This window comes from Pseudomonas jinjuensis (genome assembly GCF_900103845.1).
Lineage (GTDB): Bacteria > Pseudomonadota > Gammaproteobacteria > Pseudomonadales > Pseudomonadaceae > Pseudomonas > Pseudomonas jinjuensis.
The window spans coordinates 1-15,560 of record NZ_FNIJ01000016.1; the positions used below are offsets into that span (position 1 = coordinate 1).

The window sequence follows — 15,560 nt, forward strand, 5'->3', positions numbered from 1 at the left end:
CAGCTTGCTGGCGATCAGTTCCTCCGGACACGTTGGCATCAAGCGAAGCATGGATCGAGAGCAGGCTCGCTCCTACGAAAAGAGGCAAAAACTTCAGCCCGCCGCCAACACCCCCGCCTCCGCCTCGCTGCGCTTCAGCACGGCATACAGCACCCCGGTCACCACGCTCCCCGCGGCGATCGCCAGCAGGTACGCCAGCGCGTGGTTCATGGCGTTGGGGATCAGCAGCACGAACAGCCCGCCGTGGGGCGCCAGCAGTTTGCAGCCGAACAGCATGGACAGCGCCCCGGTCAGCGCGCCGCCGACGATGCTCGCCGGGATCACCCGCAGCGGGTCCTTCGCCGCGAAGGGGATGGCGCCTTCGGAGATGAAGCACAGCCCCAGCACCAGCGCCGCCTTGCCGGCCTCGCGTTCGCTCCGGGCGAACTTGCGGCGGGCGAGCAAGGTGGCGATGCCCATGCCGATCGGCGGGACCATGCCGCCGGCCATCACCGCCGCCATCGGCGCGTAGCTCTGCGAGGCCAGCAGACCGACCGAGAAGGCGTAGGCGGCCTTGTTGATCGGGCCGCCGAGGTCGACGCACATCATCCCGCCAAGCAGCAGGCCGAGCAGGATGGCGTTGGTGGTGCCCATCCCGGCGAGGAAGGTGGTCAGGCCGGACATCATCCCCGCCACCGGCTTGCCGACCACGTAGATCATCACCAGCCCGGTGAACAGGCTGGACAGCAGCGGGATGATCAGGATCGGCTTGAGCGCCTCGACGCTGGCCGGCAGCGGCAAGCGGCGGGCGATTTCCCGGGCCGAGTAGCCCGCCAGCAGGCCGGCGACTATGCCGCCGAGGAATCCCGCACCGAGCGTGCTGGCAAGCAATCCACCGATCATCCCCGGCGCCAGCCCCGGGCGGTCGGCGATGGACCAGGCGATGTAGCCGGCCAACATCGGCACCATCAGCTTGAACGCCGCGTCGCCGCCGATCTGCATCAGCGCCGCCGCCAGGGTGCCTTCCTGCTTGAACGCCTGGATGCCGAAGACGAACGACAGCGCGATCAGCAGGCCGCCGGCCACCACCATCGGCAGCATGAAGGACACGCCGGTAAGCAGGTGCTTGTAGATGCCCGTCGCCTCCTTCTTGCCGCCCGCAGCGGCCGGTGCAACAGCCGGCCCCTCTTCCCTGCCCTCGGCAACCGCGCGTTCGAGGATCGCCCGGGGCTGCTTCAGCGCCACGCCGGTGCCGCAGCGGAAGATGCGCTTGCCGGCGAAGCGCGCGGTGTTCACCTCGATGTCCGCCGCCAGCAGCACCACGTCGGCGGCCTCGATATCGGCCGGCTGCAGCGGATTGCGCGCGCCCACCGAGCCCTGGGTTTCCACCTGCAGTTCCCAGCCCATCTGCTTCGCCGCCTGCTGCAGCGCCTCGGCGGCCATGAAAGTGTGCGCCACGCCGGTCGGGCAGGCGGTGATCGCCACTACCCGTCTGGTGGCAGACGGCTGCACGGCGGGCGCGGCCGATCCCGCCCAGACCTGCGCCTCGCGCTCGGCGCGCTGCAGGAAGGCCGGGCAATCCGCCAGCGCCTCGGCCGGAGTGGCCTGGACCAGGCGCTTGCCGGCGAAGCGCGACAGGTCCAGCGGCAGGCTGCTGACCACCAGCACCAGGTCGGCGGCCTCGATCTGCGCGGCGCTCAGCTGCAGTTCCGGCTTCTGCGGATCATGCTGTTCGACGCTCACGCACCAGCCCAGCCGCTCCGCCGCGGCGCGCAACAGCCGCGCGCTGAGCACGCTGGCGATCTGGCCGCCGGGGCAGGCCGTGATCAGGGCAAGGTTCATGGAAGTACCTCTTGTTGTTCTGGGGTGCCTTTTGATGGGTATCGCTCCGCTCAACCCATCCTACGGTTGGTGGCGGCGGTGATATTCACGCCCCCGGATTGACGCGCACCGCGCCCTCGATGATCGCCAGCCGCTCCGGGTCCTGGATGCCGAAATCGAACTGGGTCACCGCCAGCGCGGCGACGGCGGTGGCATGGCGGATGACGCGCTCGGCGTCCCAGCCGGCCAGCAGGCCGTGGACCATCGCCGCCAGCAGCGAATCGCCGGCGCCGACGGTGCTCGCCACTTCCACCCGCGGCGGCGTCGCCCACAGCGTCGCGTCCGGGCCGAACCAGTTCACCCCGTGGGCGCCGTGGGACACCACCACATGCTCGATGCCGCCGGCGCGCAGCCGTTCGCCCAGCTCGCGCTGCCCTGCCCCGGACAGGTGCGGCTTGCCGCCGATCTCGGCGAACTCCACGCCGTTCGGCTTGATCAGCCAGGGCTGCGCCTGCAATCCCTCGACCAGCGCCGGCCCGCTGCAGTCGAAGGCCACCCGCAGGCCGAGGCGCTTCAGCCGCAGCAGCAGTTCGCGCAGCCAGTCCGGCTCGACGCCGCGCGGCAGGCTGCCGGCGACCACGGCAAGCTCGTGCCCGGCGGCAATCTCGTCGAGCCGCGCCAGCAGCTGCTCCTGCGCCTGCGCATCGACTTCCGGACCAGGGCCGTTGAGGTCGGTGATGCGCCCGCTGCGTTCGGCCAGCTTGATGTTGCTGCGCGTCTCGCCCGGCACGCGGACGAATTCGTCGACGAAGCCACGGCGGCGGAACAGTTCCTCGAACGGCGCCAGGTTTTCCGCGCCGAGGAAACCGCTGACGGTCAGCGAATGGCCGAGATCGGCGAGCACCTGGGCGACGTTCACGCCCTTGCCGGCGGCCTGGGTCAGCACCGCCTCGCTGCGGTTCACGTCGCCGAGTTCGAGATGTCGCAGGCGCACGGTGAGGTCCAGCGCCGGGTTCAGGGTCAGGGTCAGGATTCGGGCCATCAGTGCATCTCCTCCAGTGCCTGGGCGACCAGCGCGCGGACCTCGGCGGCCGAGCCGAGGCCGAGGGCGGTCTGCGCCAGTTGGCGGACTGCGGACAGTTGCAGTTCGCGCACGCGCTGCTTGACCAGCGGGATGCTGCGCGCCGAGACGCTCAGCTCGTCGACTTCCAGCCCCAGCAGCAGCGGCACGGCCTGGGCGTCGGCGGCCAGTTCGCCGCACACGCCGACCCACTTGCCATGGGCATGGGCCGCGCGCACGGTCATGTCGATCAGTTGCAGCACCGCCGGGTGCAGGCCGTCGGCCTGGGCGGACAGGGTCGGATGGCCGCGGTCGATGGCCAGCGCGTACTGGGTCAGGTCGTTGGTGCCGACGCTGAAGAAGTCCACCTCGCGCGCCAGCACCGGGGCGAGCAGCGCGGCGGACGGCACCTCGACCATGATGCCGAGCTGCAGGTCGCCGTCGACACGCAGCTCGTCCTTCAGGCGCAGGGTCATGTCGCGGGCCTGCCGCCATTCCTCCAGCTGGCCGACCATGGGGAACATGATCCGCAGCGGCCGGCCATCGGCGGCAGAAAGCAGCGCGCGCAGCTGGGTCTGCATGATCTGCGGGCGCTGCAGGGTCAGGCGCACGCCGCGCACGCCGAGGAAGGGGTTTTCCTCCGTCGGGACCGGCCAGTACGGCAGCGGCTTGTCGCCGCCGACGTCGAGGGTGCGCACCACCAGCGGGCGGCCGCCGAGGGCATCCAGCACATGGCGGTAGGCCGCTTCCTGGGTCGCGTGGTCCGGCGCCTGGGCGCTTTCCATGAAGATGAATTCGCTGCGCAGCAGGCCGACGCCCTCGGCGCCCAGTTCCACTGCCTGCGCGGCGCCGGCGGTGTCGCCGAGGTTGGCGACGACCTCCACGGCATGTCCGTCGCGGGTCTGCGCCGGCTCGTGGCGGCGCGCCTCGGCCAGTTCGCGGCGGCGCCGGGCTTCCTCGCGCTGGCGCAGGGCCTGGGCCAGCACGTCGTCGGCCGGCGCCACGCTGAGCAGGCCCCGATCGCCATCCAGCAATAGCAGCGTGCCCGGCTGCAGCGCCAGCACGTCGTCGCCGGCGCCGACCAGCGCGGGAATGCCGAGGGCGCGGGCGATGATGGCGCTGTGCGAGGTGGCGCCACCGCGCGCGGTGACGATACCGGCAACGCGCTCGCGATCCAGCCGCGCCACGTCCGACGGGCCGACCTCGTCCATCACCAGGATGTACGGCTGCTCCGGCGCCTTCGCCGCCTCCACGCCGCAGAGCCGCGCCAGCACGCGCCGGCCGACGTCACGCAGGTCCGCCGCACGCTCGGCCAGCAGTGCATCGCGCAGCCCTTCCTGCTGGCTGGCGACACGCTCGATCACCGCGTTCCAGGCGGCCTCGGCGCTGTCGCCCTCGACCAGCCGCGCCTGTACTTCCTCGGTCAGTTCCGGGTCGTCGAGCAGTGCCTGGTGGGTGACGAAGATCTCGCGGATCGCCTTGACCTGGCTGGACTGCACCAGCGCCTCGATCTCCGCGCCGATGGCCGACTTGGCCTGTTCCAGGCGCAGCATTTCCTCTTCCGGCGAGCGGCCGTGGGGGGAGAATTCGAAGACCTGCGGCACCTGTGGATAAGCCGGGCCGCTGGCGATCCCCGGCGATGCGGCGATGGCCTGCAGCACGCTGCCGGCGGGCGGCGCGGTGCGTTGCACGGAAGCCACTTCCTCCATCGCAGCCTCGGCGACTTCCGGCAGCGGCTCGACTTCTTCGCCCAGCCCCTCCTCCACCGCCGCCACCAGCGCCGGCAGGGCATCGGCGGCGATCTGCGGTTCGGCGAAGAACTCCAGCCCCTGGCCGCGCCGGGCACCAAGGCTGAGCAGCTTGCTCAGGCTGCGGATCGACACCGGGGCGCTGTCGCTGCCGGCGATGCGCACGCGCAGTTCGCCGGTGAAGTTCTTCGCCAGGCTCATGAGGACCTGCGCCGGCCGCGCATGCAGGCCGTGGGGGTTGGCCAGCGTCACCTGCGCGCTCGGCCAGTCCACCGGCAGTTCGCCGCCCAGCGCTTCCAGCACTGCGCGCACCGAGGTCGCGGACGCCAGCTCGCCGCCGCGGCCGTCCACCAGCAGATCGCCCAGGCGTTCCAGCACGCCGCGCTGCGCCTCGCCCTGGCTGGCCAGGCAGAACAGCCCGCGCACCGTGGCACCGGCATGCGCCACCTCGCGCGCCGGGGTGACGAAGGCCAGCCCAGGGCGCAGCACCTTGTCGCCGCTGTGCAGCCACCACAGGCCGTGGCCCAGCGGCAGCGCCTGGTCCTGCGGCAGGGTGGCGGTGAAGCCGGTCTCCACGCAGCCGAGCTTCTTCAGCCGGCGGGTGGCCTGCAGCACCAGTTCGTCGAAATCGTCCACCGCCACGCCGAGGCCGACCAGCTGCGCCTCCAGCGCCAGCGGCTGCGGCGCGCCCTGCAGCACCTGCAGCAGTTCTTCCGGGGTGCGCGCCTCGCGCAGGGCGGCGCCGGCGTCGGCCTCGCCGAGGGTGCGGGTGAGCAGTTGCAGCAGGCGCAGGTGTTCGTCGGATTTCGCGGCGATGCCGATCGCCAGGTGCACGGTCTGGCCGTCGCCCCAGTGCACGCCCTCGGGGAAATGCAGCAGGCGCACGCCGGTGCGCAGCACCAGCTCGCGGGTTTCCGGCGTGCCGTGGGGAATCGCGATGCCCTGGCCAAGATAGGTGGAACCCTGCCCCTCGCGGGCCTGCAGCCCGGCGAGGTAGCCGCTGGCGACCAGGCCGTCCTCTTCCAGCATGGCGCCGAGCAGGGCCAGTGCTTCGGACTTGTCCGCCGCTCGCTGGTCCATGCGAATCTGCCGGGGGTCGAGTTCGAGCATCGTGCATCTCCTCGCCACGCCCCGCCGGGGGCGCGAGGGCGGCGTTTCGGGCGGTAATCCGCTTGTATGGTGAATCAGCTTAGCCGGGTGGGCAGGGGCAGGAGCCGGCGCTTGCTGAATCGTTTCACCTATTGAGGCTGGCACGTTACTCGATAATGCGTGATCCTTGAAGACCCCAATCGTCGGCAGCAGTCCAGGGATTCCGTTGAAACTCAGTGATATCGCCCGTCTGGCCGGCGTTTCCGTCACCACCGCCAGCTACGTGATCAATGGCAAGGCCGAGCAGCGGCGCATCAGCAGCGCCACGGTGGAACGCGTGCGCGCGGTGATCGAGGAGCACGGCTATCACCCCGACCAGCAGGCCGCCAGCCTGCGCCGCGGGCAGACCCGCACCCTCGGCTTCATCCTCCCGGACCTGGAGAACCCCAGCTATGCCAAGCTCGCCAAGCTGCTCGAACAGGGCGCCCGAGCGCGCGGCTACCAGTTGCTGATCGCCTGCTCCGACGACCAGCCGGAAAGCGAACAGCAGGTGCTCAACCTGTTCCGCGCGCGGCGCTGCGATGCACTGATCGTCGCCAGTTGCCTGAGCAGCGACGACAGCCAGCTGCTCCGGCTCGCCGAACGGGTGCCGGTGATCGCCGTCGACCGCCAGCTCGATCCGCAGCGCTTCTGCTCGGTGGTCAGCGACGACCGCGACGCCTGCCAGCGCCTCACCGCCACCCTGCTGCAACCAGCGCCGCGGCACATCGCCCTGCTCGGCGCGCGGCCGGAACTGATCATCAGCCAGGAGCGCGCCGCCGGTTTCCGCAGCGCCCTGCGCAACTTCTCCGGCGAAGTGCTGGTGGAGCACGGCGCCAGTTTCAGCCGCGAGTGCGGCCGGCAACTGATGGAAGAGCTGCTGCAGCGCCTCGGCTACCTGCCGGACGCGCTGATCACCACCTCCTACGTGCTGCTGCAGGGCGTCTTCGACGTGCTGCAGAACCTCTCCGGCGGCTGGCCGGCGCAGCTGCGCCTGGCGACCTTCGGCGACACCCAGCTGCTCGACTTCGTGCCGCTGAAGGTCAACGCCATCTCCCAGCAGCACGCGCTGATCGCCGAGCGCGTGCTGCAACTGGCGCTGGAGGCGGTGGAACACAACTCCTACCGCCCCGGCGTGACGGCCGTGCCGCGCGTGCTCAAGCTGCGCGCCGGCTGAGGAAAACGCCGATGCGCCTGATCGACACCCACAACCACCTGGACTGCGCGGACTTCGCCGAAGACCGCCAGGCGGTGCTGCAGCGCAGCCGCGCGCTCGGGGTGGAGCGGCAGGTGCTGCTCGGGGTATTCCGCGAGAACTGGGAGGATGTCTGGCATCTGGTGGAAACCGAGCCGGACCTCTACGCCGCACTGGGCCTGCATCCGATCTACCTGGCGCGGCACCGGCAGGAACACCTCGCCGACCTGCGCGCCTGGCTGCAACGCCTGGCCGGCCACCCGAAACTCTGCGCGGTGGGCGAGATCGGCCTGGACTACTACGTGGAAGGGCTGGACCGCGACGAGCAGCAGCAGGTGTTCGAGGCGCAGCTGCAGGCCGCCATCGATTTCGAACTGCCAGTGCTGCTGCACGTGCGCCGCGCCCATGCGCCGATGATCGCCACGCTGAAGCGCTACCGGCCGAAGCGCCAGGGCATCGTCCACGCCTTCACCGGCAGCCGCGAGGAAGCTCGGGAATACCTGAAGCTCGGCTTCCGCCTCGGCCTCGGCGGCGCCCCGACCTGGCCCCAGGCCAACCGCCTGCACAAGGTGGTGCCGGAGATTCCGCTGGAAGCCATCGTGCTGGAAACCGACTCGCCGGACATGGCGCCGGCGATGCATCCGTACCAGCGCAACAGCCCGGAATTTTTGCCGGACATCTGCGCTGCGGTGGCGGAGTTGAAAGGGACCAGCCCCGAGGAGCTGGCGGCGGCGACCACGCGCAATGCGATGGAGTTGTTTGGCTGGAGGTAGGGTGAATGACGCGCCAGCGTCATCCACCGATGGGGTTCGTGCCCGGCCTGGCGGCGGATAACGCCAGGGGCGTTATGCGCCCTACGGTCTACGAACAGCGGCGCTGCAGACGTAGGGCGAATGACGCTCCAGCGTCATCCGCCAATGGAGGTTCGTGCCGGCCCTGTGGTGGATAACGCTGGCGCGTTATTCACCCTACGAAAGGCTCACTCAAACCCTGAACGCCCCAATCAACCGCTTCAGCTCCACCACCTGCTCGCCCAGCTCGCGGCTGGCGCGTTCGGTGGCGTTGGCGCCTTCGGCGGTGCGTTCGCCGGCCTGGTTGATCTGCACGATGTTCTGGTCGATATCCTGGGCCACCGCGGTCTGCTGCTCGGCGGCGGCGGCGATCTGCTGGTTCTGGTCGACGATCATGCCCACCGCGCCGAGGATGTTCTCCAGCGCCTGCTGCACGCGGGCGGACTGGCTGACGGTGCCGTCGGCGGTCTGGTGGCTGTTGCCCATCGCCTTCACCGCCGCGCCGACGCCCTGCTGCAACCGGGCGATCATCTGCTCGATCTCCTCGGTGGACTGCTGGGTGCGCTTGGCCAGGGTGCGCACCTCGTCGGCCACCACGGCGAAGCCGCGGCCCTGCTCGCCGGCGCGGGCGGCCTCGATGGCGGCGTTGAGCGCCAGCAGGTTGGTCTGCTCGGCGATGCCCTTGATCACGTCCAGCACGCGGCTGATCGAGGCGCTGTCGGAGGCCAGCTGGTTGATCACCGACACCGACTCGTCGATCTCGCCGGCCAGGCGCTGGATGCTGCCGACCTGCTGTTCGACCAGGGCGCGGCCGCTGGCGGTTTCCTCGTTCACGCTCTGCGCGCTGCCCACCGCGGCCACCGCGCTGCGCGCCACTTCCTGGGCGGTCGCGGACATCTCGTTCATCGCCGTGGCGACCTGTTCGATCTGGTCGCGCTGGCCGGCCACCGCCTGGTTGCTCTCGGTCGATACCGACTCCACGCGCACGGTCTGCCGCTCCACCTCGGCCACGGTGCGGCCGACCCGGCTGATCAGGTCGTGGATCTTCACCACGGTGTCGTTGAAGGCCTGGCCCAGCTCGCCGAGTTCGTCGCGGCTGTGCACCTTGAAGCTGACGGTCATGTCTCCGCCCGCGACCTTTTCCATCACCCGACCCAGCTGTTCCAGGGTGCTGCGGGTGGAGACGTAGAAGGCGCCGTACAGGTAGACGATGGCGAGGAACACCAGCACCAGCGCGCCCACCAGCATGACCATCTGGCCCTGCTTGGCGGCCAGGCGCTGCTCCAGCTCGCCGCCGACGTAGCTCAGCACGCGGTCTTCCAGGCCATGGGTCTTCGCCAGCAGCGCGCTGGTTTCGTCGAAGAACTGCTGCCAGGTGCCGTTCAGCGTCTCGGTCATGATCAGGCGGTCCTCGAACAGCTTGAAGACGTCCTTCAGCGACTCCCCGCTGGCGGCGACATCGGCGGCCAGCGCGGCGTTGGCCGCCGGGCTGGAGGCGAGTACATCCTGCAGCTTGACGGCGTAGTCGCCGCGCAGCTTTTCCAGGTCCAGCTGCAGCTCTTCGAGCTTGCTGCTCGCGGCGGAGTTGAGAATCCGCTGGCCCAAGGCGATCGAGCCGATGACCCGGCCGGTGCTGACGGTTTCGCTGACATGCGGCGTCACCGAGGTGATCAGCTCGGCCATCAGCCGCACTTCGCTGGAATCGTCCTGCGCCAGCCCCGCCTGCGAGACCTGCAGGCGGACGAGGATGCGCATGGCGTTGCTCAGGCGCATCGCCAGGGCGCTCCGGCTCTGCACCGACTTCTCCTCGACGATGGACTTGAGCGCGGCCAGCACTTCGTCGCGCTGGCTGTTGAAGGCGGCGATCTGCTCCGGCTCCCCGGTGATCGGCTGCATGGCTTCCAGCTCCGCCTGCAGGCGTTTCTGCATCGGGTCGGCACGCTCCTCCACATCGACGGCATTCTTCGACTGGAAGAGCGCGCCGATCTGCATCAGGTCGGCGAAAGCCTCAACGTCGCGGCGCAACTGCTGGGCGGCGGCGATTTGCTGCATGCCCTGCACCTCGATGCGAGTGGTGACGAACTGGCGGTAGGAATCACGCACCAGGTAGAAATTGGTGATCAGCATCGGCAGGAAAAACAGCACGCTGATCAGGCTGAACTTCTTGCCGAAGCTCAGGCGGTTCATCAGCGCGATCGCCGGATAGAGCGCAGTCTTCACTACGACGTCTCCTGTTCCCGTTGTTCTTTTATCGTTTCGGGGATCGACGGCTGGGGTTCGAGGTCGGGACAGCCGTCCGTGTGCGGGTGGGGCTCCCGCAGCACTCATATCGGCCGGGACAGGCAGGACTTGAGGACTTGTGGGATAGATGGCCTTTACAGGAACAGCGCCTGCAGCGCGAACACCGCGTACCAGAGCACCGCGGAGCGCACCAGCAGTTGCCACAGCGCATCCAGGCTGGCGACGCCCTGGGCGCCGACGCGGCCTTCGTCGGCATGCTCGGCGACGCAGCTGGACATCGCCAGCAGGCGCGCGGCGGGGATTTCCCAGGACAGCAGCTCCTGCAGCAGGGTGCGGCTGACCACCACGAAATCGCCGACCAGGGCGAAGCTCGCCACCAGCGCCCGCGCCGGCAGCCAGTCGAAGGCATGGCGCATCTGCGCCGCGCGCTCGCGGATCGCCGGTTGCGCGGCGTGCTCGGCGGTCAGGGCGAGCAGCCGGTAGGCCAGCGCGGCGACCGGGCCGAGCAGCGCGTACCAGAAGATCACCGCGAAGAAGCTCTGGTAGCCCTGCCAGACCAGCAGCGCCTGCACCTGCTGCAGCAGGTCGCGATCGCTCTCGGCGCGCACGCCGAGGTCGCGCTCGGCGACGTGGTAGGCGCCCTGCACGTCCTCCCGCCGCCAGGCGTCGCGGAACGGCCCGATGGAGCGCAGCACGTCGCCGCGGCCGAGGCTCCAGACCACCACCAGCAGGTGCAGCGGCAGCGCCAGCAGGCCGTAGGCGACCGGCTGCAGCAGGCTCATCACCAGCGCCAGCAGCATCAGCGGCGGCAGTACCGCGAGCAGCACGCCCAGCCACGGCCGCTGCGCCACCGCCGGCATGCCTTCCACGGAGCGCAGCAGGCCGAGCCAGAAACCGTCGCGCTGCAGTCGGCCGCGCCAGCCGGAGAACTTCTCGATCAGCAGCGCCAGCAGAAGCACCAGAAAACTCATTTCGACTCCTTGTGATGGCCGAGGGCGGCCAGGTAACGCGCCCAGTCGAACGCCTCGCCGGGATCGGTCTTGCGTACGGGGGCGATGTCGCAGTGGCCGCGGATGCGCTCGGGCGTGATGCCCGGATAGGCGCGCAGCAGCTGCCGGGTCAGATCGGCCAGCGCGGCGTATTGCTCGTCGGTGTAGGGATCGCTGTCGGTCCCCTCCAGCTCGATGCCGATGGAGAAGTCGTTGCAGTTCTCCCGCCCGTCGAAGCGCGAGACGCCGGCATGCCAGGCGCGGTCGTTGCAGGAAACGAACTGGAACGTGCTGCCATCGCGCTCGATGAGGAAATGCGCGGAAACGGTCATCGCGGCGATGTCGCAGAAGTAGGGATGCTCGTCCGGGTCCAGGCAGTTGCGGAAGAACTCCTGCACCTTGCCCGTGCCGAACTGCCCCGGCGGCAGGCTGATGTTGTGGATCACCAGCAGGGACACCACCTCGCCGCCCGGACGGGCATTGAAGTTCGGCGATGGGCAGTGCGCGATGCCATGGCACCAGCCGCTGGCGGGGTCGAGTTGCATGCAGGATTACCGCGGGGAACGACAGGAGCCCCACTCTAAAGCAGGGGCCGGGGGAAAGGAACTCGGGACGCCGATGGAGGTGAGGACTTGACCCTGTAGGAGCGCGCCATGCGCGCGACATCCCGAACAGGTCGCGGGCATGGCCCGCTCCTACACGAGTGCAAGGCCGGCCGGAACGTAGGGTGGATCAGCTCCATCGATCCACCATGGCCGCGCATGCGGCCCCGGAATGGTGGAGTCGCTCCCACAAATCGCCAGAGTGCAAAACCTGTAGGAGCCAGCTTGCTGGCGATCGTCCATGCCAGCCGGCGACACAACGATCACCGGATTATTCGGGATCGCCAGCAAGCTGGCTCCTACAAGTGCAGTGCCCAGGCGCAACTCCGCTGCCCTGGACGTAGGGTGGATCAGCTCCATCGATCCACCATAGCCGTGCATGCGGCCCAGTAATGGTGGATGAAAAAAGCCTCATCCACCCTACCGGAGCGTTCGGCGCCTACCCCAATCAGGAATGCTTCAACCGCCGCAGATTGCCGATCACCGACTCCAGCGCCCGGTCGAACAGCAGCGCGTCGTCCAGCAGGCGCACGGCGTTGCGGCGGAATTCGACGGCCAGGGCCATGCGGGTCTTTTCCAGTACCTTCATGCCGGTGCGGTTGACGAAGATATAGCGGCCGCTCGGCTTGATCACCGCGGCCAGCTTGCAGCGCAGCTTGTGCTCGGGGGTGGTCTGGATTTCCAGCCAGCTGCCGACGCGCAGCGAATCGACCTGCAGCAGGGCCTCGTCATCGTCGGCGAGGAATTCCTCCGGCTCGTGCAGGCGCGGCTCCTCGGGCGAGACCAGGACGATCTCCTCGACCACCGCGACCATCGCCGGCAGCCCGGTCCCCGGCGCCTCCTGCGGGGCGGCGTCCGCCGCGGCGCGGGCCGCATCTTCCTCGGCCTGCTTGTAGCGCTGGAAGGCCTGCACGTGCAGCCCCTCCAGGCGGCTGAAGAACTCGCCGGTGGAGAACGGATCGAAGGCCGCGCTGGCCAGGCCGTCGCGCAGCGACTTGAGCAGGCACGGCACCATCTCCAGCAGGCGCATGCGCGACTCCGGCTCCTCGTGGGGCTCCACGCTCCAGATCAGGTCGTCCATGGTCGCCACCGCCGCGCGCCATTCCTCGGAAGCCGTGCCGTGCTTCAGGCAGGTCAGCAGCAGCACCTTGCTCCAGGCTTCCTCCAGCAGGCGCACCACCACTTCCGGCAGGGTGCGGCCGAGCAGGCGGTCGTTGAGCACGCGCTCGACGTCCTGGCGCGCCAGGTCCGCGCGCATGCGGCCTTCCTCGGCGTCGCGGATGCGCTGCTCCAGCAGTTCGCTGCGGCGGCGCTCCACGCCGGTGAAGGCGATGAAGTCTTCCAGCAGCTCGGAGAAGATCGCCGGGTCGTCGGTGAAGTCGTTGAGCAGGCGCATCATGATCTGCTCGATCTTCTGGAACAGGCTGTCACGCTGCACGTCGCTCTGCTCGCCCCAGCCGAGCGCCGCCGAGGCGATCTCGTTGAGCAGGCGCCGCGCCGGGTGGCCGCCCTGGCTGAAGAAGGTCTTGTCGAGCACGGCGACCTTGAGCATCGGGATCTGCATGCGCGCGATCAGCGCCTTCAGCGAATCTGGCAGGGTGCGGTCGTCGAGGATGAATTCGAAGAGCATCGACACCAGGTTGATCACGTCCTCGTCGACCTGGCCGACCACCCGCGCGCGGCCGCTCTTGTTGCTGACGCGCATCAGCAGCTGTTCCAGGCTCTGGCGCACGTCGACCTCGTGGCCGTGTTGCGCCGGCATGTGCGCCTGCAGGTGGGAAAGCAGGCGCATCAGGTCGTTGCTGGTGATCGGCAGGGAGTCCGGTGCCGGCTGGCGCGCAGCCATGCTGCCGCGCACCTGGGCGAGGAGGTCCTGCAGGGCGCCGAAGGCCTGCTGGCTGCCGGCGTCCAGGTGGTAGCTGCCCGCCGCCTGCGCCTGGGCGACCTGGGAATCGGCGCCGCGAGCCGCCGCGCCATGCCGCGGCGCACGCGGCGGGACGCTGCTCTTCAGCTCCGGCAGCACCCCGTGCGCCACCAGCACCTGGTTGGCCTCGGCGTACAGATGTTCGGCATCCGCCAGCACGTATTTCTCGAACAGCTTGAGGATGATCAGCTTGACCTTGATCTCCACGCCGAGCCCCTGGCAGGCCTCGAGGAAGGCCTCGCAGAGCAGGCGCGGGCCGAGGGGATTGGTCTTGTCCTCGACCTTGCGGCTGACCAGGCTGTTCAGGCGGGTGCTCAGGTGCGCCAGGGCGACGCCGGCGCGGCTCATCACCTTGGCGACCATGGCGTCCATGGCGACGGATTCTTCCAGCTCGTCGTTCTGCACCAGGGTCAGGCTGTCGCAGGAAACCGGCTCCAGCGGCGCGGCGCGAGCGACTTCGTACTGGTTGAGGCTGGCGAAGTTGTCGATGAATTTCTGCAGGAAGCCGCGCTCGATGGCCTTGCGCTTCAGGCGCAGGTCGCGCATGGCTTCGAAGAAGGTGTTCTGTTCGGCGTTGCTGGTGGCGCGGTCGGCCATCTCGAACAGGGTGTCGTCGGCATTGTCGAACAACGCCTGCATGGCGTGCCGCAACTGCAAGGCGACCCTGTCGCGCACGCTGACCAGCGCCACGGGCAGGCGGCCCATGGAAGAAGTCTGCGACTGCCCGGCAGCCGCCTGTTTCAGCGGCACAACATTCGCGTCATTCTGCATCGCAAGTCTCCGGCTGCCGCGCCCGTTACGGGACCAAGACAGCGCTTTATTGCGGCGTCATCCGTGTCGCCAAAATAATGACGTCAAATAGACAAACTGCGACGCATTATAAGGAAGCTTCCTACACAACCAATAACGTTTTCTTTCAATGTTGATAAGCATCACAGTAGACGGTTCCCACAACGCCCACTTGATCAAAATGCCATCAGACGAGCGTAACCCCACACGATCCGACGTGCGGCTCGTATAATCCCGGCACCGCGAACCAGGAGCATCCCATGCCGAACCTCACCCTTGCCGACCTCACCGGGGAAATCCAGGCCAACGTCCGCGCCGCCCTGGCCGAGGACATCGGCAGCGGCGACATCACCGCCCAGCTGATTCCCGCCGATCGCCTGGCTTCCGCCCGCATCATCACCCGCGAGGACGCCACCGTCGCCGGCACCGCCTGGGTGGACGAGGTATTCCGCCAGCTCGATGCGCAGGTGAAGGTGGAATGGAAGGTGAAGGACGGCGACCGGGTCAGCGCCGACCAGACGCTGTTCACCCTCGAAGGCCCGGCCCGCGCCCTGCTCAGCGGCGAACGCAGCGCCCTGAACTTCCTCCAACTGCTCTCCGGCACCGCCACCCGCGCCCGCCACTACGCCGACCTGGTGGAAGGCACCGGGGTGAAACTGCTCGACACCCGCAAGACCCTCCCCGGCCTGCGCCTGGCGCAGAAGTACGCCATCACCTGCGGCGGCTGCCACAACCACCGCATCGGCCTCTACGACGCCTTCCTGATCAAGGAAAACCACATCGCCGCCAGCGGCGGCATCGCCCAGGCCATCGCCGCCGCCCAGCGGATCGCCCCCGGCAAGCCGGTGGAAGTCGAAGTCGAAGACCTCGACGAACTGCGCCAGGCCCTGGACGCCGGCGCCGACATCATCATGCTCGACGAACTCAGCCTCGACGACATGCGCACCGCCGTGAGCCTCACCGCCGGCCGCGCCAGACTCGAAGCCTCCGGCGGCATCAACGAAACCACCCTGCGCGGCATCGCCGAGACCGGCGTCGACTACATCTCCCTCGGCACCCTGACCAAGGACGTCAGGGCGCTGGACCTGTCGATGCGGCTGAGCCTGTGACCACCCGCTTCGCCACTCCCGCGAACGCGGGAGCCCAGTAGGCAGCTCCAAACAAAAAGCCCCGCACGAAGCGGGGCTTTTTGTTGAAGCTGGTGCCGGTAAGAGGAATCGAACCCCCGACCTTCTCATTACGAATGAGCTGCTCTACCGACTGAGCTACACCGGCGGCGGGCGCTAAATTAGC

General features: G+C 68.8%; 10 protein-coding genes, 1 tRNA gene and 1 pseudogene. 3 read left to right on the forward strand and 9 right to left on the reverse strand.

Translation table 11 applies throughout. From position 1 onward, the window contains the following. Positions 1-93: 93 nt before the first annotated feature. The 3 genes from BLR75_RS20515 to ptsP all read right to left on the reverse strand — a co-directional run bounded on the left by BLR75_RS20515 (position 94) and on the right by ptsP (position 5,718). The gene (locus BLR75_RS20515) at positions 94-1,821 is read right to left on the reverse strand and encodes a PTS fructose-like transporter subunit IIB (protein WP_084313641.1); all 1,728 of its coding nucleotides are present in this window, start codon (positions 1,819-1,821) and stop codon (positions 94-96) included. 85 nt (positions 1,822-1,906) lie between these two features. Then, on the reverse strand, positions 1,907-2,842 hold the full coding sequence (gene pfkB / locus BLR75_RS20520) for a 1-phosphofructokinase (RefSeq protein WP_084313639.1): 936 nt from the start codon (positions 2,840-2,842) through the stop codon (positions 1,907-1,909). Further along, a complete protein-coding gene (gene ptsP / locus BLR75_RS20525; RefSeq protein WP_084313637.1) occupies positions 2,842-5,718 on the reverse strand; it encodes a phosphoenolpyruvate--protein phosphotransferase in 2,877 nt (958 codons plus the stop codon). The genes pfkB and ptsP overlap by 1 nt, the downstream gene beginning before the upstream one ends. 205 nt (positions 5,719-5,923) lie before the next feature. Between ptsP and cra the strand changes: the two genes are divergently transcribed. Together cra and BLR75_RS20535 are read left to right on the forward strand one after the other, a co-directional pair. Beyond that, positions 5,924-6,913, forward strand: a complete 990-nt coding sequence (gene cra / locus BLR75_RS20530; RefSeq protein WP_084313635.1) for a catabolite repressor/activator — start codon at positions 5,924-5,926, stop codon at positions 6,911-6,913. Positions 6,914-6,924: 11 nt separating this feature from the next. Next, entirely contained in the window at positions 6,925-7,704 is a 780-nt protein-coding gene (locus BLR75_RS20535; protein ID WP_084313633.1) for a TatD family hydrolase, read from the forward strand. A gap of 210 nt (positions 7,705-7,914) precedes the next feature. On the opposite strand, the gene BLR75_RS27385 is transcribed toward BLR75_RS20535, so the two are convergent. The 5 genes and pseudogenes from BLR75_RS27385 to BLR75_RS20555 all read right to left on the reverse strand — a co-directional run bounded on the left by BLR75_RS27385 (position 7,915) and on the right by BLR75_RS20555 (position 14,249). Then, positions 7,915-8,628 (reverse strand): methyl-accepting chemotaxis protein, encoded by a 714-nt coding sequence (locus BLR75_RS27385; RefSeq protein ID WP_425439028.1) that lies wholly within the window; start codon positions 8,626-8,628, stop codon positions 7,915-7,917. Positions 8,629-8,772: 144 nt separating this feature from the next. Continuing rightward, positions 8,773-10,050 (reverse strand): annotated as a pseudogene (locus tag BLR75_RS27390) (HAMP domain-containing protein); the annotation flags it as partial. A gap of 47 nt (positions 10,051-10,097) precedes the next feature. Then, complete coding sequence (gene ampE, locus BLR75_RS20545) at positions 10,098-10,934, reverse strand: regulatory signaling modulator protein AmpE (protein WP_084313629.1); 837 nt, start codon at positions 10,932-10,934, stop codon at positions 10,098-10,100. Beyond that, positions 10,931-11,497 carry a 1,6-anhydro-N-acetylmuramyl-L-alanine amidase AmpD gene (ampD, locus tag BLR75_RS20550; protein ID WP_084313628.1) on the reverse strand — a complete coding sequence of 189 codons (567 nt, stop codon included), beginning with the start codon at positions 11,495-11,497 and terminating at the stop codon, positions 10,931-10,933. Before ampD ends, ampE begins: the two co-directional genes overlap by 4 nt. A 505-nt stretch (positions 11,498-12,002) precedes the next feature. Next, complete coding sequence (locus tag BLR75_RS20555; RefSeq protein ID WP_084313626.1) at positions 12,003-14,249, reverse strand: DUF1631 domain-containing protein; 2,247 nt, start codon at positions 14,247-14,249, stop codon at positions 12,003-12,005. Positions 14,250-14,527: 278 nt separating this feature from the next. Here BLR75_RS20555 and nadC point away from each other — a divergent pair, with 278 nt between their 5' ends. Then, positions 14,528-15,376, forward strand: a complete 849-nt coding sequence (gene nadC / locus BLR75_RS20560; protein WP_084313624.1) for a carboxylating nicotinate-nucleotide diphosphorylase — start codon at positions 14,528-14,530, stop codon at positions 15,374-15,376. Positions 15,377-15,466: 90 nt separating this feature from the next. Here nadC and BLR75_RS20565 read toward each other — a convergent pair. Next, positions 15,467-15,542: transfer RNA gene (locus BLR75_RS20565), tRNA-Thr, on the reverse strand. Positions 15,543-15,560: the final 18 nt, after the last annotated feature.